This is a genomic window from Halobacteriovorax sp. BALOs_7, assembly GCF_003612895.1.
Taxonomy (GTDB): Bacteria; Bdellovibrionota; Bacteriovoracia; order Bacteriovoracales; family Bacteriovoracaceae; genus Halobacteriovorax_A; species Halobacteriovorax_A vibrionivorans.
Map to the genome: position 1 here is coordinate 1933005 of NZ_CP027772.1, position 21728 is coordinate 1954732.

The 21728-nt window shown below is 35.5% G+C and carries 26 protein-coding genes; 5 read left to right on the forward strand and 21 right to left on the reverse strand.

Annotation, left to right across the window (positions count from 1 at the left end; all coding sequences use genetic code 11):
• Nucleotides 1-3: 3 nt before the first annotated feature.
• The 3 genes from tyrS to BALOs_RS09265 all read right to left on the reverse strand — a co-directional run bounded on the left by tyrS (nucleotide 4) and on the right by BALOs_RS09265 (nucleotide 3150).
• Nucleotides 4-1269: a tyrosine--tRNA ligase gene (gene tyrS / locus BALOs_RS09255; protein ID WP_120404993.1), complete on the reverse strand. Its 1266-nt coding sequence runs from the start codon at nucleotides 1267-1269 to the stop codon at nucleotides 4-6.
• Nucleotides 1269-2693 (reverse strand): glutamate--tRNA ligase, encoded by a 1425-nt coding sequence (gene gltX / locus BALOs_RS09260; protein ID WP_120404994.1) that lies wholly within the window; start codon nucleotides 2691-2693, stop codon nucleotides 1269-1271. Before gltX ends, tyrS begins: the two co-directional genes overlap by 1 nt.
• Before the next feature lie 97 nt (nucleotides 2694-2790).
• Nucleotides 2791-3150, reverse strand: coding sequence for a hypothetical protein (locus BALOs_RS09265; RefSeq protein WP_115363273.1), 360 nt, complete (start codon nucleotides 3148-3150; stop codon nucleotides 2791-2793).
• 50 nt (nucleotides 3151-3200) lie between these two features.
• On the opposite strand from BALOs_RS09265, the gene BALOs_RS09270 reads away from it, so the two are divergent.
• Complete coding sequence (locus tag BALOs_RS09270) at nucleotides 3201-3479, forward strand: barstar family protein (protein ID WP_115363276.1); 279 nt, start codon at nucleotides 3201-3203, stop codon at nucleotides 3477-3479.
• Here BALOs_RS09270 and BALOs_RS09275 read toward each other — a convergent pair.
• From BALOs_RS09275 to BALOs_RS15215, 3 genes are all read right to left on the reverse strand, one after another.
• Entirely contained in the window at nucleotides 3469-4578 is a 1110-nt protein-coding gene (locus BALOs_RS09275; protein ID WP_120404996.1) for an alpha/beta fold hydrolase, read from the reverse strand. The genes BALOs_RS09270 and BALOs_RS09275 overlap by 11 nt on opposite strands.
• Entirely contained in the window at nucleotides 4579-5730 is a 1152-nt protein-coding gene (locus BALOs_RS09280; RefSeq protein WP_120404997.1) for a hypothetical protein, read from the reverse strand. It abuts the gene before it with no gap.
• A 126-nt stretch (nucleotides 5731-5856) separates the two neighbouring features.
• Complete coding sequence (locus BALOs_RS15215) at nucleotides 5857-6003, reverse strand: hypothetical protein (protein ID WP_158536911.1); 147 nt, start codon at nucleotides 6001-6003, stop codon at nucleotides 5857-5859.
• Between the two features lie 170 nt (nucleotides 6004-6173).
• Between BALOs_RS15215 and fliL the strand changes: the two genes are divergently transcribed.
• Nucleotides 6174-6644, forward strand: coding sequence for a flagellar basal body-associated protein FliL (gene fliL, locus BALOs_RS09285; RefSeq protein WP_115363282.1), 471 nt, complete (start codon nucleotides 6174-6176; stop codon nucleotides 6642-6644).
• Nucleotides 6645-6726: 82 nt separating this feature from the next.
• Here the strand turns inward: fliL and BALOs_RS09290 are convergent, their stop codons facing one another.
• Complete coding sequence (locus BALOs_RS09290; RefSeq protein ID WP_115363284.1) at nucleotides 6727-7149, reverse strand: Kazal-type serine protease inhibitor; 423 nt, start codon at nucleotides 7147-7149, stop codon at nucleotides 6727-6729.
• 152 nt (nucleotides 7150-7301) lie between these two features.
• Between BALOs_RS09290 and BALOs_RS09295 the strand changes: the two genes are divergently transcribed.
• Nucleotides 7302-8204 (forward strand): LysR family transcriptional regulator, encoded by a 903-nt coding sequence (locus tag BALOs_RS09295; RefSeq protein ID WP_120404998.1) that lies wholly within the window; start codon nucleotides 7302-7304, stop codon nucleotides 8202-8204.
• A 52-nt stretch (nucleotides 8205-8256) separates the two neighbouring features.
• Here BALOs_RS09295 and BALOs_RS15220 read toward each other — a convergent pair whose 3' ends face one another.
• The 6 genes from BALOs_RS15220 to BALOs_RS09320 form a co-directional block, all read right to left on the reverse strand.
• Nucleotides 8257-8433 (reverse strand): hypothetical protein, encoded by a 177-nt coding sequence (locus BALOs_RS15220; protein WP_162929634.1) that lies wholly within the window; start codon nucleotides 8431-8433, stop codon nucleotides 8257-8259.
• A 110-nt stretch (nucleotides 8434-8543) separates the two neighbouring features.
• On the reverse strand, nucleotides 8544-9281 hold the full coding sequence (locus BALOs_RS09300; protein ID WP_115363288.1) for a rhomboid family intramembrane serine protease: 738 nt from the start codon (nucleotides 9279-9281) through the stop codon (nucleotides 8544-8546).
• Between the two features lie 9 nt (nucleotides 9282-9290).
• Nucleotides 9291-9701: a methylmalonyl-CoA epimerase gene (mce, locus tag BALOs_RS09305; protein ID WP_115363290.1), complete on the reverse strand. Its 411-nt coding sequence runs from the start codon at nucleotides 9699-9701 to the stop codon at nucleotides 9291-9293.
• A gap of 59 nt (nucleotides 9702-9760) precedes the next feature.
• Nucleotides 9761-11638 (reverse strand): hypothetical protein, encoded by a 1878-nt coding sequence (locus BALOs_RS09310; RefSeq protein WP_120404999.1) that lies wholly within the window; start codon nucleotides 11636-11638, stop codon nucleotides 9761-9763.
• 205 nt (nucleotides 11639-11843) lie between these two features.
• Nucleotides 11844-12524, reverse strand: coding sequence for a hypothetical protein (locus tag BALOs_RS09315; RefSeq protein WP_120405000.1), 681 nt, complete (start codon nucleotides 12522-12524; stop codon nucleotides 11844-11846).
• Between the two features lie 20 nt (nucleotides 12525-12544).
• A complete protein-coding gene (locus BALOs_RS09320; protein ID WP_120405001.1) occupies nucleotides 12545-13081 on the reverse strand; it encodes an asparaginase domain-containing protein in 537 nt (178 codons plus the stop codon).
• Nucleotides 13082-13253: 172 nt separating this feature from the next.
• Here BALOs_RS09320 and htpG point away from each other — a divergent pair, with 172 nt between their 5' ends.
• Nucleotides 13254-15179 (forward strand): molecular chaperone HtpG, encoded by a 1926-nt coding sequence (gene htpG / locus BALOs_RS09325; RefSeq protein ID WP_120405002.1) that lies wholly within the window; start codon nucleotides 13254-13256, stop codon nucleotides 15177-15179.
• Nucleotides 15180-15260: 81 nt separating this feature from the next.
• On the opposite strand, the gene BALOs_RS09330 is transcribed toward htpG, so the two are convergent.
• The 7 genes from BALOs_RS09330 to tatC form a co-directional block, all read right to left on the reverse strand.
• Nucleotides 15261-16310: a hypothetical protein gene (locus tag BALOs_RS09330; RefSeq protein ID WP_120405003.1), complete on the reverse strand. Its 1050-nt coding sequence runs from the start codon at nucleotides 16308-16310 to the stop codon at nucleotides 15261-15263.
• Nucleotides 16297-16863, reverse strand: a complete 567-nt coding sequence (locus tag BALOs_RS09335) for a hypothetical protein (protein ID WP_120405004.1) — start codon at nucleotides 16861-16863, stop codon at nucleotides 16297-16299. Before BALOs_RS09335 ends, BALOs_RS09330 begins: the two co-directional genes overlap by 14 nt.
• Before the next feature lie 91 nt (nucleotides 16864-16954).
• Entirely contained in the window at nucleotides 16955-17458 is a 504-nt protein-coding gene (locus tag BALOs_RS09340) for a TraR/DksA family transcriptional regulator (protein ID WP_120405005.1), read from the reverse strand.
• Nucleotides 17459-17694: 236 nt separating this feature from the next.
• Nucleotides 17695-18120: a FliG C-terminal domain-containing protein gene (locus BALOs_RS09345; protein ID WP_120405006.1), complete on the reverse strand. Its 426-nt coding sequence runs from the start codon at nucleotides 18118-18120 to the stop codon at nucleotides 17695-17697.
• Nucleotides 18110-19090 carry an ADP-glyceromanno-heptose 6-epimerase gene (gene rfaD / locus BALOs_RS09350; RefSeq protein WP_120405007.1) on the reverse strand — a complete coding sequence of 327 codons (981 nt, stop codon included), beginning with the start codon at nucleotides 19088-19090 and terminating at the stop codon, nucleotides 18110-18112. Before rfaD ends, BALOs_RS09345 begins: the two co-directional genes overlap by 11 nt.
• Nucleotides 19087-19605, reverse strand: coding sequence for a DUF4149 domain-containing protein (locus tag BALOs_RS09355; RefSeq protein ID WP_120405008.1), 519 nt, complete (start codon nucleotides 19603-19605; stop codon nucleotides 19087-19089). The genes rfaD and BALOs_RS09355 overlap by 4 nt, the downstream gene beginning before the upstream one ends.
• Before the next feature lie 16 nt (nucleotides 19606-19621).
• The gene (tatC, locus tag BALOs_RS09360) at nucleotides 19622-20353 is read right to left on the reverse strand and encodes a twin-arginine translocase subunit TatC (protein ID WP_233500283.1); all 732 of its coding nucleotides are present in this window, start codon (nucleotides 20351-20353) and stop codon (nucleotides 19622-19624) included.
• 82 nt (nucleotides 20354-20435) lie between these two features.
• Between tatC and BALOs_RS09365 the strand changes: the two genes are divergently transcribed.
• Nucleotides 20436-21035, forward strand: coding sequence for a hypothetical protein (locus BALOs_RS09365; RefSeq protein ID WP_133296975.1), 600 nt, complete (start codon nucleotides 20436-20438; stop codon nucleotides 21033-21035).
• Here BALOs_RS09365 and BALOs_RS09370 read toward each other — a convergent pair.
• Nucleotides 21028-21726 carry a (2Fe-2S)-binding protein gene (locus BALOs_RS09370; protein WP_120405009.1) on the reverse strand — a complete coding sequence of 233 codons (699 nt, stop codon included), beginning with the start codon at nucleotides 21724-21726 and terminating at the stop codon, nucleotides 21028-21030. The genes BALOs_RS09365 and BALOs_RS09370 overlap by 8 nt on opposite strands.
• Nucleotides 21727-21728 lie beyond the last annotated feature (2 nt).

Here is a 21728-nt window from a genome sequence, read left to right on the forward strand (position 1 = left end):
CAATTAAATAAATTTCACTACACAGTAGTTCTTCTTACCTTTTTTAAGGATAAGGCACGACTCACTAGCGAGATCATCTTTTGAGATTACGTGATCGATATCCTTATTCTTTACATTGTTAATGGCCACACCATTTTGGCCAACCATTTTTCTTGCCTCTCCCTTAGATTTAAAAAGAGGTGTTTGAGCAAGCATATCAAGATAAGAAAGCTCTCCTAATTGAGCTTTATCTAATTCTATTGAAGGAACATCATCAAAGATTCCAGCAAGTTCTTCATCTGTCGTGTTTTCAATGACCTTACCAAAGAAGAAGTCAGTGGCCCTTATGGCAGCCTCAAGCCCTTCTTTGCCATGAACGAGAGTAACTATTTCCTCGGCCAAGCGTTTCTGAGCAGCTCTTAAATGAGGCTCAGTTTCTACTAACTTTTCATATTCAGCAATCTCTTCAAGAGTTAAAAAAGTTAAAGTTTTAAGATACTTTATAACAGAAGAGTCATCTGAATTTAGTAAGAATTGGTACATCTTATAAGGAGATGTCATTGAAGGATCTAGATAGATTGCTCCACCTTCAGACTTTCCAAACTTCTTCCCATTTGAATCAGTAAGAAGAGGAATCGTCATACAAAAGGCAGGTTTAGAGTGCATCTTACGAGTAAGGTCCATTCCTGCAACCATATTTCCCCACTGATCGGCACCGCCAATTTGAAGACTTACATCATATTCTTTATTAAGGTGAGCAAAGTCGTAACCTTGTATCATTTGATAAGTAAATTCTGTAAAACTAATACCAGCATCTGAATTAAGACGTGATTTTACTGAATCTTTTGAAAGCATTTCACCTATTCTAAAACGCTTTCCAACATCTCTTAGAAATTCAATAAGTGAAAACTTACCAATCCAATCGATATTATTAACCATGGTAGCGGCATTTTCACCACTAAAGTCTAAAAGCTTTTCAAGTTGTGCTTTTTGTCCCGCCAGGTTCTTATCAAGATCATCTTGGGTTTGAAGATTTCTCTCGTCGCTCTTTCCTGAAGGATCTCCAATCATTCCAGTAGCACCACCAACAAGAACGTAAGGTTTATGTCCTTGTTTCTGCAGTCGCATCATTGTCACAACAGCAAAAAGGTTTCCAAGTTGTAGGGACTTTGCTGTAGGATCATACCCACAGTAAAAAGATATTTTCTTTTCATTTAAGATTTCTTTTAATTCATCATGCGAGAATTGATTTACAATTCCTCTTGCTTCTAATTCTTCAAAAAAATTCATTAAGCTAATCTCTCTTTGATAATTTTAATTGGAGTCAGCGCCACGACAGTTTTTAAATCTGGCCCATGCGCTCGTCCAGTAAGACAAACACGTGTTCCCATAAATAGTGGCTTCCCTTTTATTTTTAATTCTTTCTTTAAGTAATTCATCCACTCACCGACTTGCTCTTCAGTTACGTTAGTTGTCTGATCAGCAAGCTGAGCCTTTAGGTATTCTTTAATCTGTGGAGTTGTCTCCCACCCCATGGCCTCGTTATATTGATCATCAGCATCGACAGCTGCATCAAAGAAAATCGGCAGGTGTTCGTTAATATGACTAAAAAGTTGTACCTTTTCTTTCATAAGTCCTGCAAACTTAACCTTCCAAGCTTCATCTTGATTATGATACTCGCTTCCTTCTGGAATAAAGCGATCAAAGCCAGCAGCAATATCTTTATCATCTAACTTTCTTAGCCACTGCTCGTTGAAGAAGTTTAGCTTTGCAATATCATACATTGCAGAAGACTTAGAAAATCTCTCATAACCAAATTTATCTCCAAGCTCATTTACATCAAAGATATCTGTCTCATCTGGATGAGACCAACCGAGAAGACATAAGTAATTTGCAAGAGCAGCTGGTAAGTAGCCTTGATCTTTATACTGAGTAACAGAAGTGGCTCCGTGGCGCTTAGAAAGCTTTTGACGATCGTGACCAATTAAAAGTGAAACGTGACCAAATTTTGGAGGAGTTACACCCATTGCATCGTAGATCATAAGCTGGCGACAAGTATTATTTAAATGCTCTTCTGCACGGAATACGTGAGTCATTTCCATCTTTGCATCATCAACAACACAACAGAAATTATAAACAGGCATTCCATTTGCTCTTAAAATAACAAAATCCCCTACCATATTTTCTGGAAATTTTACGTGTCCTTTAACAAGGTCAGTGAACTCCCAAGTCTTTCCAGGGTTTTTAAAACGAATCACATATTCTTCTCCAGCATCAATTCTCTTTTGAGCTTGCGCTGGATCAAGGTCGCGAAATTGTCCGTGATAAGCATGTGGGTCTTTATTTTCACTTGTGGCCTTTTCAGTTAAGCGCTCAAGTTCAATACTTGTTAAAAAACATGGGTAAGCAAGTCCGCGCTTAACGAAGTCCCAAGCAATATCTTTATAAATTTGTAATCTTTCTGATTGGCGATAAGGGCCAAAGTCCCCACCTTTATCAGGTCCTTCATCGTGTTCAATTCCCATCCACTTAAGATCAGCAATTTGTGCTTCTTCGTATTCACGCTTTGATCTCTCAAGATCAGTATCTTCAATTCTTAGAATATATTTACCACCATTTGCCTTAGCAAATAGGTAGCTATAAAGAGCAGTACGGGCCCCACCAATGTGAAGGTATCCAGTTGGAGATGGTGCAAAACGAACGCGAACAGTCATACAAATCCTTTTAAAAAAAATAAATTAAACGTATATCAATGCATTATAGCGTTTTTGAATAGAAATGGCACTTTGAAAATAGGCAAAATACTTGATTTTAGAGGCTTTTTAGAATGGAATCCACATGATTAACGTTCTCGAGTCTCTTTGACATTGAGCGTGATACGATGCAATTCTCACCGTAGCATTTATTAGTGATCTTATGAAAACACATACTGAGCATTTTAAAATACTCGGGTGAGCCAACGAGAATCTTTCCAGACTCATTCTTCTTTGTCGTAATCTTATTATTATAAAGCTTTAGGCACTCATCAACACCGAAAGTAGTGTATTCGAGAAGATATTGTTTTCTAGCTTTAAGGTATTGCTGTTGCTTAATAGTAATATGCTTTTTCGCAATAACAGAAGATGAAAACAATAATTGACAGGTAAATAGAAAAATCATTAACTTATTCACTATAACCATTCTAACGATATTTAGATATCAAGCAAATAAAAAGTAAGTAAATGAGAAAAGAAATTGAGTTAAATTCAAATGGACTAGAAACACTTGAGGATTACCTATCTGAATGTGGCCGACTATTTAACTTCCCTTCTTTTTACCAAAATAATCTCGATGAACTCTATGAGTTTCTTCAAACATATACTGATAAAAATCTAAGTGTTTATTGGGCAAATGCAAAAGAGGCCCAATTAAAACTTGGAAATGATTTTGATCGATTAAAAGAAATATTTGAATTAGTTGCTTCCCAACATAGTGAGTTTAAATTCTATATTAACGAGTGATAAATGTACTTCGAGATGCCTTAACAGGTATTAAAATTTTATTTCCATCAATATATGTTCTTAAATAGCCTTTCGAATCACCAGAGGACAATCTTCCTTTATAATAATAAAGCCCATCGCGAATATGATGAAACTTAATAGCAAGACCTCTAAGAATCCCCTTATTTCCAACAAATATTGGTCCACTTGGTAAAGAGCCTTTTTCAAATTTTAAGTAGACCGCAAAGGTATTTATATCTTCGGCTTTATCAATTGAAACATATTGTTGTGAAAGAAACTCTTTTTCAAATATAGCTAGACTTGAATTTTTACAAAGCTTGGGTTTTTCTAAGCATGTCTTTGTAACATAAGTGGTAGCAGGCGTTCGCGGAAGATTAAATCTCAAATGCACTCCGTGAATATTATAGTGCTTTGAAATATTATTTCCCAGAACGACATTAGGATTTGAACTATAAGGCGCTACTGCAAAATCACCCTCTACATCAAAGAGATTTGGAGCAAACAGTGCTGAAATAGAAATAAAATTCAGACCCTTAAGGTAAGAAAGAAAATCTTTATTATTAAATAACTCATAAGTTTGCATTACTTGCTTGGAGCCAATCCTCATATCTTTTAGCTCTTTTTTTCCAAGTATCGGCAAAATAAATGTTCCAAGACTGTAACCAAGATTTGCTATTTTAGCACCGTAATAAGGTGTCGCCATCGTCATAAGGCCATTTACACGAAATCTAATAGAATCATTATTATCTAGCATTCTCTTTAACCAATAAAGAGTTATCAGCCCTCCTTGAGAATGAGCAACAATTTTAATCTTACCTTCAGATAAGCTTTCTTGATGCATGAATTCATCAAAAGATTCAACAAAGTCATTTAAAGATAATCTATTATTTCCAGTATCATATTCAAAGAAGTGTGAACTTAAACATTCATCTTTATGAAATTTTTGTACATATTGGTCCCAGTAACCAAAGGCTCCTTTGTTACTGGCTATTCCATGAATGAAAACAATATGATTTTTGCTAGTGCCACATTCGGCACTAGCAGAGATAGAAAAAAGTAAAAAAAATAATATTAAAAAGTTTAAAGAACTTCTTTTCAATTACTCCATACCTTCTGGGTAAATCTGAATAGCATGATTAAGTGTCGTTTGTACCCAAGCAAACTCACGAGCAATTAAAGGTGCATTTAAATGCCCTTCTTCACCTTTTTGAGAGAAGTCATAATCATACTCTGGCATAGTATCTGTTCCATAAATTGAATCTCTAACATAGAAGACACCTTTTTTTGCACAACCACCAACTTCTTCTAAGCGGTTCTTAACAGCGGCTTCTCTTCTTTTTGCTTTATCAGCATATCCAAGATACTTCTTTCGCCATTTATCAGACTCTGTTGTTTGTGACTTCTCAATCCAGTAGTCATACTTTTCTTGCATACGTGTTATAAAAGAAGTTGTAAAAGGACATCCCTTTGTATCTGCATTGTCATTATAGCCGAAGATATAATTTGCATGCCAAAAGCCTTTATGATTGTAGATGACAAGAACAGGTGCATTTCTTTTATGAAGAGCATTCTTGATTCTTTCAACGATATCTTTTGGCGCCTTACCTACGGCCCACTGGTCACGTTCAGCATCTGCAAATAGCACTTCCCTTTTAAACTTTGGAAGCTTAAATACATTTGCATCTTTTGAGATTTCATCAGTTAAATTAATCCAATTATATGATGTACCATAGCTCGCATCTTCATCTTCTTTATCAGTAACAACGCGTTTACCATCAACTCTTTTATAGTAACCCTTAGTAAAACGGTAATCTTTATTACTAAAGAAGATTGAACTTTTGTTAATTCGGCGAATATTATCAGTTCTCCAATTATCAATTTCTTCCTGATTTGTTTTTTCAGTTTTTAAAGACATATAGTAACGTTCAGCAAAGTCCACCTTACGAGATCCAGTTAAGTTATTTAATCTGTTATACCACCACTCGACGACACCAGTATGTGACATATAAAGACATGAACCAGCATCTTCTTGATCAGGTGTCGCTACAACATATTTCATTAGATCGTTGAATCCACCAGATGTAATATCATCATTTGAGCTTGCTAACTCTAGTGACATAGGATTAATGACTCCAACGTAGTCTTTTTCTTGTTGAATTCTTTCAATTTGATTTTGATTAAGGTCTGAAATCTCGGCCATTGCAGTGGTAGCAACTAGACATGCCGATAGAAGTGAAATCAATTTAAACATTTATCCCTCTTTAAACTTTTATTTTCCAATATTTTGCGTGTGTGAAGAAAAATGCTAGCAAAATTGAAACACAATCACAAAAATTTAAGAGGGTTAATGCAGTGAGAAATTTTCAAGTATCTAAAATTACGATAGGTAGATGACAACACCTGCGCCTACAACTGTCATGGCCACTAAGATCCATGTATTCATTTTAGAACTTTTATTCGCTTTATTAGATTCTTTATTCATTACGTACTTTTTCTTACGCTTATTCTTTTGAGACTTACCCATGAGAACTCTCCACATCCTTGAGAAATTTATATTGAATATATATTTTAAACTAAAATTCTTGTCGATGATAGACCAAGCGCTTCACTCGGTTTTAAACATCTATTTGCTAGTATTTTCTACCCATAATATGAGCAGTTAAATCACTAAAATAACTATGATATTATAGAGTTATGACAGGAAGAAAACTACTTGATCAAATCATTATTGCCCTAACTCTACTGACGACAATTGCGACAGTTGGAGTCTTTGTTTATACCAATGTGATCTATAAAAAAGAACTTCCTAGTAATCAGAAAGAATTAACATCACTAAAGGAAGACTTTGGCGAGTTAAACTTCCCTTCAACATATGTTCTCGACAAGATAACTCTCAATTTAGAATCTGCCACTCGAAGACTTAGATTCCTAGACGTACAAATTAATCTTGTACTCTTTAATCAAGATGACAGTGAAATTCTTGATCAATATAAGCCTCAAATCTACGATATCGTAATTGATGTTGCTGCGGCCATCTCTCCAGAAGAGCTCAACTCTCTATCAGGAAAACTCATTTTTGAAAGTCGAATTAAAAAAAGAATTAATGAGCTAGTGAAAAAACGAGTTGTAAAAGAAGTCTTCTACTCTAAATTTGTCGTACAATAAGGTTTTTAAATGAATAGGCCCGCGAGGGAACACGGGCCTTAGACAACAACACTTTAAAGGAATTTAAAAAGGGAATTTTAAATTACTCGCAAGACCCTTCTTTTACGAAGATGGCCTTTGCTCTATATAACTCACAAGAATTTGAATAATTAATTAGCATATCACCGTCAATACCACTTACTGCACCACAAACTGGTGAGAAGATCTCTGGGCAAAACTGTGTCTCTTCTGGTTGATCAACCCAATTCTTACAGTTAAGAACTGCTTCTAATCGATATTTTCCAAGAGACTCTTCTTTAAGAGCGAATTCACCGTTTTCACAACTTTGTGCTTCAAAGTACTCATTAACAAGTTTAACTTCTTCATTTTCCTCAGTGATAATCACTTTGAAAATTCTTCCAGTAAAAGACTGAGAATCAATTAAGTCACCGTTAAGAATAATCTCTTTTGCACTGATGTTTGTTGCAACAACTGCTAGTAGAATAATTGAAATTAATTTGCTCATAACGTTCTCCCTAAAAAAGAATCTAAGTCTTATCTTGTTTGTGAGAGAGTTATAGATCAGAATATAAATTAGTAAAAATTATATATACTAATCAATATCCATAATTATATGTTATAGTTTATACAAAGAACTAGTAATAAGTAGCTGAAATTATGAATATTGATCATATTTCCATTCCGACACTAAGAGTCTTTCTTGAGGTTTATCAAACCCAGAATATGTCTCAGACTGCAAAAAACCTTGCCATGACTCAACCAGGAGTCTCTCAACATATAAAATCTCTTGAAGGCTTACTTCAAATAAGTCTCTTTGATCGGATAAATAAAAAGGTTCTTCCTACAGAACAGGCTCACCTACTCTTTGAAAATTGCAAGAGAGCACTTCAAGGGCTAGAGGATGCATTAAGCGAAGTTTCAGCAAAGAAGAATAAGCTTAAGGGTATCTTAAATATTGGTCTTCCAATCGAGTTTGGAAATAACAGGGTTCTACCAATTATAGGCCAGTGGTTAAAACTGCACCCAGAAGTCTCTATTCGTATTAATTACGATCACGCCGCAAGACAAAGTCAGCTGCTATTGAATGGTGGACTCGACTTCGCTATTACCGATAGCTTTAATTTTCCTAAACAAATTGCAACGAAAAACCTTTCTTCAGAAAAGCTCATTCTCTGTTGTTCTCATGACTATGCAAAAGAGCATAGATTAACTAGTGAGACTAAGTTTAAAAAAACGGATAATCTCGATTTTATCGCCTATCTAGAAGGAGCACCAGTAATTACAAGTTGGTTTAAGTATCACTTTAAAAAGAGTTTTCAAACTGAAGCAAAAGCACAATTAATGGATGTTCAAGGTGTTCTAAGACTCACCTTAGCAGGTGTTGGTATCTCAGTATTACCTTTGCACGTTCTTGAAAGATCTGATAACTCAAAGAAGTTATTACAATTTAATGGTACGAAAGATCATATGATTAACGAGTTAAATCTCGCTTATCTGAATGCTAGAAAAATGGGGCCTGTGGCCTTGAGTCTATTTGAATATCTGACAGAAAATATTTAAATAAAAAAGGCCACCTATAAGGTGGCCTTCATATATGAAAATGAATTGAAAATTACTTTTTCATTCCTGGAGCTTGTGACTCATCAGTAGTTGTCACGTTAGCTTCATCATCACCTAGAGAGCTTAAAAACTCATCTACTTGTGCTTGTGTTACTTTACCTTCAGCAATAAGCTTATCTCTTAATCTTAGGTCTAGAATTTTTTCTTCTAAAGCTCTTGAAAGTCTCATGGATTTTCCTTATGTAAAATTGAGTTATAAACGTAATAATGTAGCTTTATATCATGTGTTACAAGCTTTGCAAAGTCTAAAGTAATCAATAACTTGCTGGATATTTGAGCTTATTGCCAATAACGCGGCTCATCTGGATTTGGCTTTTCTTCATCATCCACTAATCTGAGATGGCCCTTGCGCTTCTTCTTTACCTTACCTTGCTTCTTCTTAAGATTACCAACTTGATCTCTAAGATAGAAACCAAGTCCTCTCATACCAAAAACAAATGCTGCACCAAAGATCATTGAAGCAATATTTCCAAATGCCTGAGCTCCTCCAGGAGAGAAGAAACCTTGATAAACATTCATCCCGGCCAGGATTAAACAAAAGTATTTGGCCTTAACTGGGATAATCATAAAGAATTGAAAAATTCGATCTGGGTAGATTACGGCATAACTCACACACATAGCAGACGATAAAAAGGCCATACCATGAAATGGATAATTTAATGAAGCACCACCCATAAAAATTGCAAACAACGAGTAGGCAAAAGCATTTACAAATGTCGCAATTAATAGATAGTGAATATAGCGTCGTGATCCCCAGCGCGCTTCAAGATCACTACCAAGAAACCAAAATAAAAGTCCAGTGAAGACAACGTTAAAAAGACCTGTACTCACAAGAGGATAGGTCACCATCTTATAAATTAAACCAGATTTTAAACTTGCTACATCAAGGCCAAGAATGGCCACAAGGGAAATATCGAAAGCCTTTGCAAAAACGGCCCCTAAGACAAATGAAACCACTAAAATACCAATGAGATATTTATTAACTTTCGTTAGCGGTGGTAAGTACATTTGTTGCATTATTTCTCCTTACATTTTTTGAGCAATTTCAATTAAAACACCACCTGTAGACTTTGGATGAATAAAGTTTACTAAGCAATTATTCGCCCCTTGGCGTGGTGTCTCATATAATAAATTATAACCTAGATCGCGAAGCTCTTGGGACTTTTTTGTCACATCAGGAACACGGTAACACATATGGTGAATCCCTGGACCTTTCTTCTCAAGATACTTAGCAATTGGCCCTTTTCCATCAATCGGCTCTAGCAATTCAACATGAGCGTTTTCATCAATATGAGCAAATGAAGTTGTTACTTGTTGATCTTCGACAACTTCTCGGTGGTTAAAAGTTAAACCTAAGTCACGATATATTTTTTCTGCATTATCAAGATTCTCTACTGCGATAGCAATATGATCAAGGAAACAATCTTTATTAAACATAATCTTCTCCACTTAATTTTTAAGCATTATAAGAAAGTCACTCCCCCTTAGCAAGCTGACTATAAATCACTTAAATTAAATGGTGGATTATCAAGAACATTATCCCCTGCACAATCGGCCGGTGTTGTTGGAGCGGCCGGTTCTTGAGGCGTTACAGGAGGTTTACAATATCCTGAAACACAATCCCCAAATGTAGGCACTGAATAACAACGCTTAGCACATGTCAGTGAATTATTCGGATCATTGATGCGAATTAAGTAACATTGACGAACGTATTCAATTCGACAAAATTCCTTCGACACACATGATTGATTTGGAACTTTTGAACAAAGAACTTGTTCAAAGTCATTATTTACGTGATCTTGGCATGTATTAGTTGAACCGTTACAACACAGAGATGAACAGTCAAAGTCTGAGTTACAACTTTCACCAGTCGGTTGGTTTCCTGTTGAATCGTAATCATCACTACACTGACCGACAATTGATCTTGAATAACAACGATTATTAAAACAACACTCTCCAGAGCCACATTCACGGTTTCCATTACAAGACTTTAGAGAATTGTAATCATAACCATCTTGAGCTCCTAGGCCCGATTTTAGAAGTTGAAGTTTAATATCTTTTGTAACTGCGATTTGAACCTCTGAACCATTCTCCATTGTGAAAAGTTCAATTGTTCCAGTTACATTACAACTTGAAATTGTCTCACCAGTTGTCGCATTATAATTTTTGGCACGAATATTACAACCATCCATATACTTTGTATCACCTGCTGAGTTAAGTGTTTGAACTGAGCGATTAGAAAATGGTGAGTCTGATCCTAAGTATTGAATTCCTGTTGTTTGATAATTAATCTTTCCGGCCCTTGGAAACATATATGACTGCATACCTGCTGCCACATTAGAAAATGAACTTGCTCCGGCCAAAGGTGCTTTAAAAACACCACTAGGTACAGATCCTTGTTGATAAATTGCAGCGCCTTTAATCTCCCATTCATCTTCATTGAAGATACGATATGGACCACGATACTCATATTGATTTCCACCAAGAGTTAAAGTCGTACCAATATTTGCGGGATGATTTACACCAAATAAGCTTTGAAACATCGAACTGTCATTACGATCAGGAAGACACTTTAAAAGATTATTTGATAGAGGCTCACCTGAAAGTAAATTTCCATCAATATCAATTTGTTCATAAGTTGGAATATTAGTTCTCTCTACAATTTCTCCATCGACATTTTCTTCACGCCAAAGAGTTTGATCACCAACACCAGCATATGCATAGAGACAAACATCCCCTGCTTGATCACAATATGGATGGCTAATAGAAGGTGTAAAAGTAGGATCATCTTCTAAACGAAGGCCGCGACAGTAAAGTCCAGCATTTGTCGGATCAGTTATAACATCCTCAGCTGTATCACTATCGTAGTCATTATAATCAAAGAGACTATATAGAAGACGAATATCAGAAAATTTTCTAGCTGCCATATCAAAAGTAATGACATTAATAGTAGAATATTGAGTGATCCCTTCCCCAGGAACTTGACCAACAACACCATCTAATTCAATTGGTGTGCGCTCACGTCCAAAGTAGAAGCGACCTTTAATAACACGATTTTTAAGTGAAGAAATATTTAGTCCTGTAAGATGAAGCTTTCCTCTAAAGTCCTTTGGAATTGAAACTTTCTTTTTAAAAGATCCTGTATTTGGATCAATAATCTGCGTAATCTCAACGGCCGTATCTTCAGGTATATTTGTGATAACCTCAGTATCTCCATCTGTGGCATTATTTCCACCAGAAGACCCATTATTGCCACTTCCATCACCTATTGAATCAGTTGGTGAGTCAAGACCCGCTCTTCTTGAACGAGGCTGCTCCATGCATGAAGCAAAGAGAGTAAGCATTAATAGAAATGTAATCGTTTTTTTCATCATCACTTTGGCCTTAAGTACCTTTTGTAAGTTGATAGTCTTCCCTCAACTTATCGAGTTAACTGACAATTAAGTTAACCCTAAGTAAATATTAACCTTTAACGTGAAAAAACTGCCTAAATTTAGTTAACCTACTGAAATTACGAATTGCAATGTAGAAGCCCCTGCCAACGAGAGCAGGCGTCGAAAAATACCAATATTCAGATACTTATGCTTTATTGAAGAGGGCGACAACAAGCCCGGCCATAACATCCTGAACAAGAGTCAAAATCAGACAAGAAATGTAGAGAATTCCCATTGGAATTCCTGTTCCTGGAGCATAATTTGTAACGATAGTGCCAACACCAGAGATAATCATCGTTAGAACAAAGTAAATTGCGTACGTACCACCAAGACTTGATACCTTTGTCTTAGTGATCTTAAAATTTGATTCACCTTCTTGATCAAAGAGAATCGCAACCATTGGCAGGGCCATGTAGAAATACATGACATAAAGGCCGGGAATAACAAACAGGGCAAAACCTAAAACAGTTAATAAGCTCATTAAAAAACCAAAGAAGACATATGTTGGTATATCCCATAAGACTTTCTTTATCTTAAAGTCTAGGTCATTGAGAGCAAAGAAGAAGAGATTCAAAATTAAAACAGATTGAAAAACAGCACCGAGAACATTGACGATAGCCGCTTCAATGATCTTCATATCAGTTGCCATATCCCCTAGGTTAGCATTGTATATAGCATATGCTTTTAAAAGAAATGAGAAGACAAAGAGAATAGAATAAGGGCCAAGACGCTCTTTCATTATACTAATAGCATCATACATTGCTTCAATGATTCCATATTGGCTTGATGTTACTGTTTCTATTTCTGAGTTATCTTGCATATCCATTGCATACTCCAAATGCTTCTTTATTCGTCGTCTATATATTCAAACGTACGTTTTGCGTGATTCTTTCTCACACCAGGGACTTTAAATAATTGTCCATGAAAAGAGATATAAATACCAGCATCTACTATTTTAGCAGCATAAAGACTTTCTGTAACATTTTGAAAGGCATCACTATCAACAAAGCCCATCGGCTTCATTGCACCGGTAAAAATAATTGGAACATTTAGTTCTTTTGCTCCGTCTAATGCTTCATAAACGAACTTTGCAGACTTTGCCATGGTATCTGTACCATGAAGGATTATAAGAGGAATATTTTTCTCGAGTTGAGACTTAATCGTTTTTAGAAGAACTTGGCGATCGTAATCGGTAAAATAAAGAGAGTCTTTATTGATGATATTCATAATGTGAAGCTTCGTATATGGAAGCCTAAGGCGATCGATAATAGTTTGTCGAATGAATGAATCACGATTCTTAAGTGAGCCATCACTTTCACTATATGATTTCTCAATGGTACCACCAGTTGAAATCAGTTGAATATTTTGAACATGGTTATCCATGAACTACCCTTTTTAAAGAATTCTAATAATGAACTTAGTTATACATTGTTTTATCAGTGATTTTAAGATCTTATGTAATTTTTTTGGCCAATACCCTTGACGCCTATAAAAAGCATACCATGTTATAGCTGTAAGACACTTATCTATTTGATTATTAATATAAGGAGTACAAATGACTAACCGCACAGGACAAATTTCCGTAGCTACAAGTGACATTTTCCCAATTATCAAAAAATGGCTTTACTCTGAGCATGATATCTTCATTCGTGAGCTCATTGCCAATGGAAGTGACGCCATTACAAAGCGTGCTGAACTTGGCCGCCAAAAAGGATTAGAAGTTCCAACAGGAAAGATAGCAGTTGCTGTTGATAAAGAAGCAAAGACGATTACTGTTACTGATAATGGGATCGGAATGACTGAAGAAGAAGTTGAAAAGTATATTGCTCAACTTGCCTTCTCAGGTGCAGAAGAATTTATCAAAAAAATGGAAGATGCTGGTGGTGAATCAAATAAAGACATCATTGGAAAGTTTGGACTTGGGTTCTACTCGGCATTTATGGTTGCAGGAAAAGTTGAAGTTGACTCTCTATCAATGAATGAAGGTGCAACGGCAACGAAATGGACTTGTGAAGGAGACACAGAATATACTTTCTCAGACTCTGATAAGAAAGAAGTTGGGACAACAATCACTCTTCACATCAATGAAGACTCAGAGGAATTCTTAAATAAGTGGAAACTAAATGAAACTCTTTCTAATCACTGTGATTTCATGCCATATGAAATCTCTCTTCGTGACGTAAACGAAAAGATTGAAGACGGCGAAGACAAAGGTAAAGATGTTGAGCCAATTATCGTAAATGATACTAATCCAATCTGGAAGCGTGATCCAAAAGAATTAACAGATGAAGACTACAAAGGTCTTTACCGTAAACTCTTTCCAATGGACGGCGAGCCACTTTTTTGGATTCACCTAAATGTTGATCACCCATTTACTTTAAATGGTATTTTATTCTTCCCAAAATATAATCCAATGAAGCCAGTTGGTGATAAGAATATTCGCCTTTACTGCCGTCAGGTATTTGTATCTGATAACGTAAAGAATATCATCCCTGAATTCCTAGGACTTCTTAAAGGTGCTATTGACTCACACGATATCCCACTTAACGTTTCACGTTCATCTCTTCAAGGTGATCCAAACGTAAGAAAGATTTCAAATTACATTGTGAAAAAAGTTGCGGAGGCCCTAAAAGTACTAAATAAGAAAGACCGTGAAAAGTACGAGAGCATCTGGGAAGATATCGGACTCTTCGTTAAGTACGGATGTGTTTCTGATGAGAAGTTTGACAAGATCATGCGTGAGCGTGCCCTATTTAAAACAAATGAAGGCAAGTTTGTTACTCTTAATGAGTATCTTGAATCTGTTCCAGCTGACTATGCTGAAAAGATGAAAGGAAAAGTACTCTACTTTGAAAAAGAGAATGCTAATCAATCATTACTAGCACAGCTTAAGGAAGTTGGATTAACTGCACTTGAAACAGATAATCATATTGATCCACACTTTATTCAACACTCAGAAATGAAGAAATTCAAAAAAGGTGAAGAAGAAGTTGAGATCAAATTTGTAAGTGTTGATAGTGAAATTGAAAACCTACTTGCAAGTGAAGCAACTTCTGAAGACGATATTAAAGTTAAAGAGATGTTTGCGAAATTCCTTGATATCAAACTTGAAGAAAAAGAAGGTGAAGCACCAAGTGATCGTGGCCTTGAGATTGGTCGCATTGCAAGTGCCACAACTCCAGCTTATTTCAAGGTTGATGAATCAATGAAGCGCTTTGCTCAAATGACTCAGTCAATGGGTGGAGGACAACAATTCCCAATCAAGAAAACACTCGTTGTTAATGCAACAAACCCACTTGTTCAAAGTGCGTATAAACTTCACACAAGTGGTAAGAATGAAGAACTTGCTAAGAAGTTATGTGTTCACGTACAAGACCTTGCAGGTATCTCAAGTGAGGGCCTAAAACCAGAAGAGCGTGATTCATTTGTAAAACGATCACAAGACCTCATTAGTGAACTATCAAGTCAACTAAGTCAGTAAATGTCGACTAAGGCTTTTGCCTAAAATCGATAGGCATACCTTCCTGGAAATAAAAAAAGGCCAGCTTCATAGCTGGCCTTTTTAATTCTTTTTTGAGACTAAAATGTCATCTGGAGTTGCAAATAAATTGAAATCTGGGCCAAAGCTTGTAGTTCCTTCAAAGTAGCTTATTCTTAAATCATCTGAAATGACATATGCCGAGCCAAGTAGAAACTTTTTACCATCATTATCTTCTTCAACTCCAAGAAAAATAATATCTGCTTTTTTATCACCATTTAAATCTAAAGAACTAGTTATCTTTAAATTGTCCATATTAGGAGATCGATTACAGAAGTCTCCCCCTAAATAGCTTATATTATCTGTATAGCCAGAGACTGGGTCCATAGCAGTTGTTGCAACTAATTTTAAAATATTATTTCTTTTGAGGAAGTTTGCTTTAAATCCAACAATTCTCTTTACAGTTTTATTTCCATTTTTATTCAAGACTTCTCTTTGGACTAATATATTAAAATACTTAGTCCCAGAAAGATCGAGTTTGTATGATTCAATAACCTTTAAATCAAATTCCTTAAAGAAGTGGGTCTTGTAGTCTGAGCTCAGAAGAGGATAATTTTTAATAATGTTTTTAATCGAATTCTTCTCATCCTCAGAAATCGATATTTTTTCGTGTAAATGGTACTCTGATAAATATTTTACATCCTTTGTCTTCTTATCATATCGAACATAAGAGCTAATAGGTGCATTCTCATTTTTTAAACAATTTCCGATTCGCCATTTATTATTTTTACTCTTCTTAACCTCACAAGTTTCATTTTTATATGTGAGGGTCTTGATATCACTATTTGCAAGTCTTGATTTATGGATAATAATACCTCTTTTCAAAGCCTCTATATCAACCTTTTTACTTTTAAGACCGAACCAATCAAACGTCACTTCACCAAATTGATTTCTTATAGTACCTAAATTCATATTTTTAACTACAGTAATAGCTCCACCTTTTATATGGCCATTAACATGAAATCCAAAATGACCATGACCACTTCCACGACATCCAGAAAATTTAACTTTATTCGCATAACTATGAAGGGGTATTACTAAACATATATAAAAGATGATTTTAAAATGGATCACAAAAGCCTCCCGGTGAATCTGGAATTGGAAAGTAGACGAGTGTTTTAGGAAAACTTTCTTTAGATGTATTCTCTCCTAACAAACTACATACATTAATGTTAGAGGCTGACTTACTTCCATCCTTATTCTTAATAACTATAGCTGGCGAAAATTCGTCAAGAGTAAGCCAAGCATCAAAATGTAATTCTTTAGATGAGAAGTCATAAGACATTTGGTTTCTTTTCAAATACGTTACATTAACAAACTTCTTATCTTCAACTTTGATTATCTTAAAGCTAGGATAAGAACCTGTTTCATTATCAGGTTCACTCAATGTACGACATTCTCCAATAACATCATTTAAGAAAGGTTCTAAAAGTTTATCGCCATCCTTTCTCTTATAAAGAGTTCCACCATTTTGAAACTTTCCACAGAGAATATATTCTTTTCCAATCTCAAAAGTGGGATATTTTTTTTCTGTCGAGAAACCAGAAATAGATATGATAAATAACAAAAAGTACTTGATATGCTCCCCCATGATAAAGATATTATATTTACGATTATAGGTGAACATTGAATTTAAATACACAATAAGAATTACTTACCTACAAAAAAAGGCCAGCTTCATAGCTGGCCTTTTTATATATCCCTTTTATTTCTAATTATTAAAAAGCTGCGTTCTTCTCATCGAACTTTCTTGCAAATGTTTCAATTGAGACAACATTTGTTTTCTCATCCATACCATCAGCATGATTGAATCCAACATTTTTGTTATGTGCGCTCAGTTTATTTCCATTTGTATGAGAGCGTTTTTCGTATGTACGAGAGTTCTCTTCTCTTTCAAGCTCTTCTTTACATGCAATACAACAAGTTGCAATTGGACGAGCGTGTAATCTTCTCATTGAGATATTGTCACCACACTCTTCACATTCACCAAAGGTTCCTGCTGCGATTTTATCAAGTGCGCGGTTTACTTTATTTAGAAGAAATTTATCCCTTCCCATTAGTTTTAATTTTAGTTGTGCATCTCTCTCATTAGAAGTTTGGTCGATGATGTCACCACTGGCCTGATTAGTTAAAACTTGCTCGACACTTCCTGTTGAATTGACCAGTTGATTTTTAAGATTAATAAAAAGATTTTTGAAATGTTCTTTTTGTTCAATGTTCATAGTATCTCCATCCAATCTAAAAATAAGTAGTCCATCACGTCTTAACTAAAGCTTTCTTCCTGAGAACTTTAGAGAGATTCCTTTCTCTGCCAATGTATAATGCAACGGCCGTGCCAAGTTTTTGTCTTAGTAATCTAGAGATTTAGTCATATTTATGTAAGATTTGGTGTCATTATGGCGTATTTGGGCCTGATTCGCCCCTGTCATAACGCACCACTCGGCAATTTTAATTGAGATTAGACGGTTTTATCGTCCTTGGAGATAATAAGGCGCTCATCATCGATCATTTGGGTGAATACGGCCATAACGTCACGATGGGCCTCAAAAGCATGAGATTTTGGGACCTTCTTATCGATGTAGAATTCAACATCTTGGCGAATACTCTTTGGCAGCTTAGCAAGAATTGCGCTACGAACCTCTTCATCTACTACCTTAAGAGCATTTCCAAAACTTTCTGTTTTAACTTCTCTTAGAAATTCACTTAGCATTTTTGGAGTTATATAAAGAAGATCTTTAAGACGATACATATTGGCCTTAAGTTTTTGGGCCAATTGAGCATCCATTCGAGAAAGGTTACCTATAAGAGTATCCTTCTCTTCCTTATTCATTAAAGAGATGGCCTCAAGAATTGACTTAAATCCACTCTCCTTCTTATTCGACATAAGGATTATCCTTCATAAGATGGTTCTTAACGTAATCTTCAACACCCTCATCTACAATGCGAAAGTCGAAGTTAGGAAGAATTCCTCTAAACTTCTCCATATCAGCTTGAGTATAGTATTGGTATTGCTTACGTAGGTGCATAGGCATATCGATGAATTCGACTTTTGGTTCTAGGCCCATTGCCTTGAATGTTGCATTTACAAGATTTAAGAAACTATCGGCCCTTCCAGTTCCAATATTATAAATTCCAGAATGCTTGGCCATTTCTTTATCTGATAATTCAATCATAGCATCGACAACATCTTTGACATAAACGAAGTCACGAAGTTGTTTACCATCTTCATAGCCATCTTTATGAGACTTAAATAGTTTTACCTGGCCTGTCTCATTTATTTGTCCAAATGCCTTGTGAACTAGAGAGCGCATTTCTTCTTTATGATATTCATTAGGGCCATATACATTAAAGAACTTTAAACCAAACCAGTGCTTTGGCTTAGTCTCCTGCTTTAAGGCCCATTCATCAAATAGCTGCTTTGAATAACCATAAGGATTTAGTGGCCTAAGCTTACCGATTTCTTCCTCTTTATCTTCATAACCAAGTTCACCATCACCATAAGTGGCAGCGCTTGAAGCGTAGATAAATGGGATTCCTAGATCACTGGCCAATTCAAAATAGTACTTTGAATGGCCAACATTATTAACCATAAGATAGTCCATATCCATCTCAGTCGTCGATGAGCATGCTCCCATGTGATAAATGAAAGAAATCGACTTATGTACTTCTTCTAAAGCGATATCAAAGAATTCATCGGCATGGAAATACTCAGCGTATTTAAGTCCCCTTAAGTTCTTCCACTTATCTTTGTGATCAAAACGATCAACAATAATAATATCTTCACGGCCTTTTTCATTTAGTTTGGCAACTAAGACACTTCCAATAAATCCGGCACCACCTGTAACTAAGATCATGCCTCACCTTCTTTCGTTTCTAATCTGGCCAGCCCTGTAATGCTTATCCCACACATAGTAAGAAGTGCGAGTAATTTATAGCTATCAAGTTTTACATAGAGGTTATGATAAGTTCTAAGTTTTTCTTCAAGAACTTGATATTCTTCATCAGTGTGAGTGTAATTAGATTTAGCAATATTTGTATCTCTGATACCAGGAGATAATGTCGTCGTATAAACAATTGCTAGAACTAAAGTTGAAGCCGCCAGAACTTTAAGTATGATCGTTGCTTTTGATCCTTTCTTCTTATAAAGAATTGTAAAAAAGATAAGAGCAATGGCAAAGATCATCTCGATTATATTAAATGATGTAAATATAATCCCACCTAGCGTTCCCGCTTCTTTAAGAGAGCTCACATTTCGAAAAATATTTGGAGCGGCGATAAAGTCAATAAATGCTGTGGCAAAAAACCATGCTAAGCAAATACCAAAAATTAAACTTAATAAGACGTGTTTCTTTTTCATTAATGATTTCATAGAGAAATCATACCGATTATTTCATGTGATGACGAGCAAGATATGGGTGCACGATTAACGCAACGGCCAAAATTCCCGCTTCAAAGAGAACAACAAGCGGTGCCCATAACCCCATCATTGTAATAACATCTGGAGGAGTTAGCATTGCTGAGACAAGAGCAAAGCCCACATAGACATAGCGTCGCATCTTTGCCAAAGATTGCTTTGTTACAATTCCCATAAAGCCTAGAATAAGCATTACATTTGGAAGTTGAAAAATAAGACCTAAGAACACTAATACCTTACTAGAAAGGACCAGATAGTCTTTAAGTGCAATTGTTGCTTCAACATTTTGAACACCAAAGCTCATGAGAGTTTGGAAAGTTAAAGGAAAAACAATGAAGTAACCAAAAGATACACCAAGTGCAAAAAGAAAGAGACCAATAACAATAAAGGGCTTTACGGCCTTTTTCTCATGGTCATAAAGACCTGGCGCTATAAATTTCCAAACTTGATAGAACCAAAGTGGGCATGAAAGAATCACACTTGAATAGAAAGCAACTTGAAATTGAGAAAGAACTTTATCAAGAAGGCCTAGATAGACAACCTTTCCACCAGTGTCACCACCTAAAGCTTCTCTTAGGGGTGCTAGTAGGATTTCTTGAATTAAGTCTCCATAGGCATAGCAAGCGACAAAGGCGGCCATAATAATAATTAATATCTTTACCAATGCGCTACGTAATTCTTCTAAATGGTCGATCAAACCCATTTCTTTCAAAACTTACCCTAGTTTTTAATTTAGTCTTAAAGTAAAATAATTATACTGTATTAATTTAACATAACAAACGCGAATGAAATACTTTTTAATTATCACTCTATTTTTCATATTTATGCCAGCACAAGCAAGTGCTCAGACAATTCTTCTTTGCCTTGGTAAAGAAGAAAGTTTCTATGCAAAAAAACACTACACTGGCCCAAAGTATCATCTAAATCAAATTATGATTAATGAGATTTCATCTGTTGGGAATCCAGAGTTAGCAGCAGGAAATTACAAGAAATATTGTACCCATCCAGAACAGAGCCCTTCTTTAAAACTTTTAAAAGCAATGACTTTAGGAAAGAAAGGACTTTTTAACTTTAAAGAAGATGAGGGTGATGCAGGCGTGCAATTTGCCATGGTAACCTATGATGAATTTAGAAAGAAATCCATCAAAGTTCTTATGCAATATATGTCAAAGATTCAAATGCAAGCGGCAAGCGCTGATTGCCTGACAAAGAACATTCCAGGCCTTACTCAATTCTATTCTAGGTTTCGCTATTTGGAAGAAGAGATAGATTCAATTGCATTAAAAGGCTCAAAAGAAGACCTTCTACGTCTTTATGACTCACTTGAGAATATAGATCAGATCTTAAAGAAGTGCCAAAAGAAGCCAACGAAAGCAGTTAAATAAAAAATAAACTAATCGTCTTATCTTTTTGGGCCAAGAAGTCTTTTAATTTTAAAGATGACTCACTTTCCTCATCTCCAACAACATAGAGATGATTTCCAACTAATCCTTCGACATCAATATCATTTAACTTATCCGTAAAAGGAAAGAGATCTTCTCTAAGAAAATCGACTGGGCTCTTCCCTGCTACTTTTTCTTTTTTTATATTTAAAAAAGTAACTTCTGGAATCTTACGTTCGCTGCCTTGTCCTTTAAGCATTGGCCTAATATCAACAGCACAACTACCACAACCTCCACCTGCTTTCGTTAAGTTTGTGATAGTGAGTAAGTCCTTTGCACCATTAGATATTAAGTTTTGTACTTCATTACGAGTAATTCCAAAACAGCGACAAAGAATTTCACTTGTATCAATAACAAGCCCTTGATTTGGATTAAAGTACATTAGAACTTCTTTATAGAAATCAAATAATTCGACTTTAAATCTCTCATCGTTTTGAAGGTAGCTTAGGATAACTTCACTTAGGGAAGATTTATTTTGTTGGACACTAGATAAGAGATCACCAAGATAATTCTTGAGTTCATCATTTTCGGTATCAATAAAGAATTCGCGAACCTGATTAAATTTCGAAAACCTTAATTCAATTAAGCAAGGCCTTTTAGTTCTTAAATCAGGTGCGATAAGTGAAGTATTCATTT

What these genes read in the sequence shown, in the direction of transcription:
- fliL (WP_115363282.1), top strand. Translation starts at nt 6,174, where the DNA reads ATGACAGGAAGAAAACTACTTGATCAAATCATTATTGCCCTAACTCTA.
- BALOs_RS09370 (WP_120405009.1), bottom strand. Translation starts at nt 21,726, where the DNA reads ATGAATACTTCACTTATCGCACCTGATTTAAGAACTAAAAGGCCTTGC.
- BALOs_RS09365 (WP_133296975.1), top strand. Translation starts at nt 20,436, where the DNA reads ATGAAATACTTTTTAATTATCACTCTATTTTTCATATTTATGCCAGCA.
- gltX (WP_120404994.1), bottom strand. Translation starts at nt 2,693, where the DNA reads ATGACTGTTCGCGTTCGTTTTGCACCATCTCCAACTGGATACCTTCAC.
- mce (WP_115363290.1), bottom strand. Translation starts at nt 9,701, where the DNA reads ATGTTTAATAAAGATTGTTTCCTTGATCATATTGCTATCGCAGTAGAG.
- rfaD (WP_120405007.1), bottom strand. Translation starts at nt 19,090, where the DNA reads ATGATCTTAGTTACAGGTGGTGCCGGATTTATTGGAAGTGTCTTAGTT.
- BALOs_RS09315 (WP_120405000.1), bottom strand. Translation starts at nt 12,524, where the DNA reads ATGGATATGCAAGATAACTCAGAAATAGAAACAGTAACATCAAGCCAA.
- BALOs_RS09300 (WP_115363288.1), bottom strand. Translation starts at nt 9,281, where the DNA reads ATGCAACAAATGTACTTACCACCGCTAACGAAAGTTAATAAATATCTC.
- BALOs_RS09310 (WP_120404999.1), bottom strand. Translation starts at nt 11,638, where the DNA reads ATGATGAAAAAAACGATTACATTTCTATTAATGCTTACTCTCTTTGCT.
- BALOs_RS15220 (WP_162929634.1), bottom strand. Translation starts at nt 8,433, where the DNA reads ATGAGACTTTCAAGAGCTTTAGAAGAAAAAATTCTAGACCTAAGATTA.
- BALOs_RS09355 (WP_120405008.1), bottom strand. Translation starts at nt 19,605, where the DNA reads ATGAAATCATTAATGAAAAAGAAACACGTCTTATTAAGTTTAATTTTT.
- BALOs_RS15215 (WP_158536911.1), bottom strand. Translation starts at nt 6,003, where the DNA reads ATGGGTAAGTCTCAAAAGAATAAGCGTAAGAAAAAGTACGTAATGAAT.
- htpG (WP_120405002.1), top strand. Translation starts at nt 13,254, where the DNA reads ATGACTAACCGCACAGGACAAATTTCCGTAGCTACAAGTGACATTTTC.
- BALOs_RS09340 (WP_120405005.1), bottom strand. Translation starts at nt 17,458, where the DNA reads ATGAACATTGAACAAAAAGAACATTTCAAAAATCTTTTTATTAATCTT.
- BALOs_RS09320 (WP_120405001.1), bottom strand. Translation starts at nt 13,081, where the DNA reads ATGGATAACCATGTTCAAAATATTCAACTGATTTCAACTGGTGGTACC.
- tatC (WP_233500283.1), bottom strand. Translation starts at nt 20,353, where the DNA reads ATGGGTTTGATCGACCATTTAGAAGAATTACGTAGCGCATTGGTAAAG.
- BALOs_RS09345 (WP_120405006.1), bottom strand. Translation starts at nt 18,120, where the DNA reads ATGTCGAATAAGAAGGAGAGTGGATTTAAGTCAATTCTTGAGGCCATC.
- BALOs_RS09270 (WP_115363276.1), top strand. Translation starts at nt 3,201, where the DNA reads ATGAGAAAAGAAATTGAGTTAAATTCAAATGGACTAGAAACACTTGAG.
- tyrS (WP_120404993.1), bottom strand. Translation starts at nt 1,269, where the DNA reads ATGAATTTTTTTGAAGAATTAGAAGCAAGAGGAATTGTAAATCAATTC.
- BALOs_RS09295 (WP_120404998.1), top strand. Translation starts at nt 7,302, where the DNA reads ATGAATATTGATCATATTTCCATTCCGACACTAAGAGTCTTTCTTGAG.
- BALOs_RS09280 (WP_120404997.1), bottom strand. Translation starts at nt 5,730, where the DNA reads ATGTTTAAATTGATTTCACTTCTATCGGCATGTCTAGTTGCTACCACT.
- BALOs_RS09335 (WP_120405004.1), bottom strand. Translation starts at nt 16,863, where the DNA reads ATGTTCACCTATAATCGTAAATATAATATCTTTATCATGGGGGAGCAT.
- BALOs_RS09290 (WP_115363284.1), bottom strand. Translation starts at nt 7,149, where the DNA reads ATGAGCAAATTAATTTCAATTATTCTACTAGCAGTTGTTGCAACAAAC.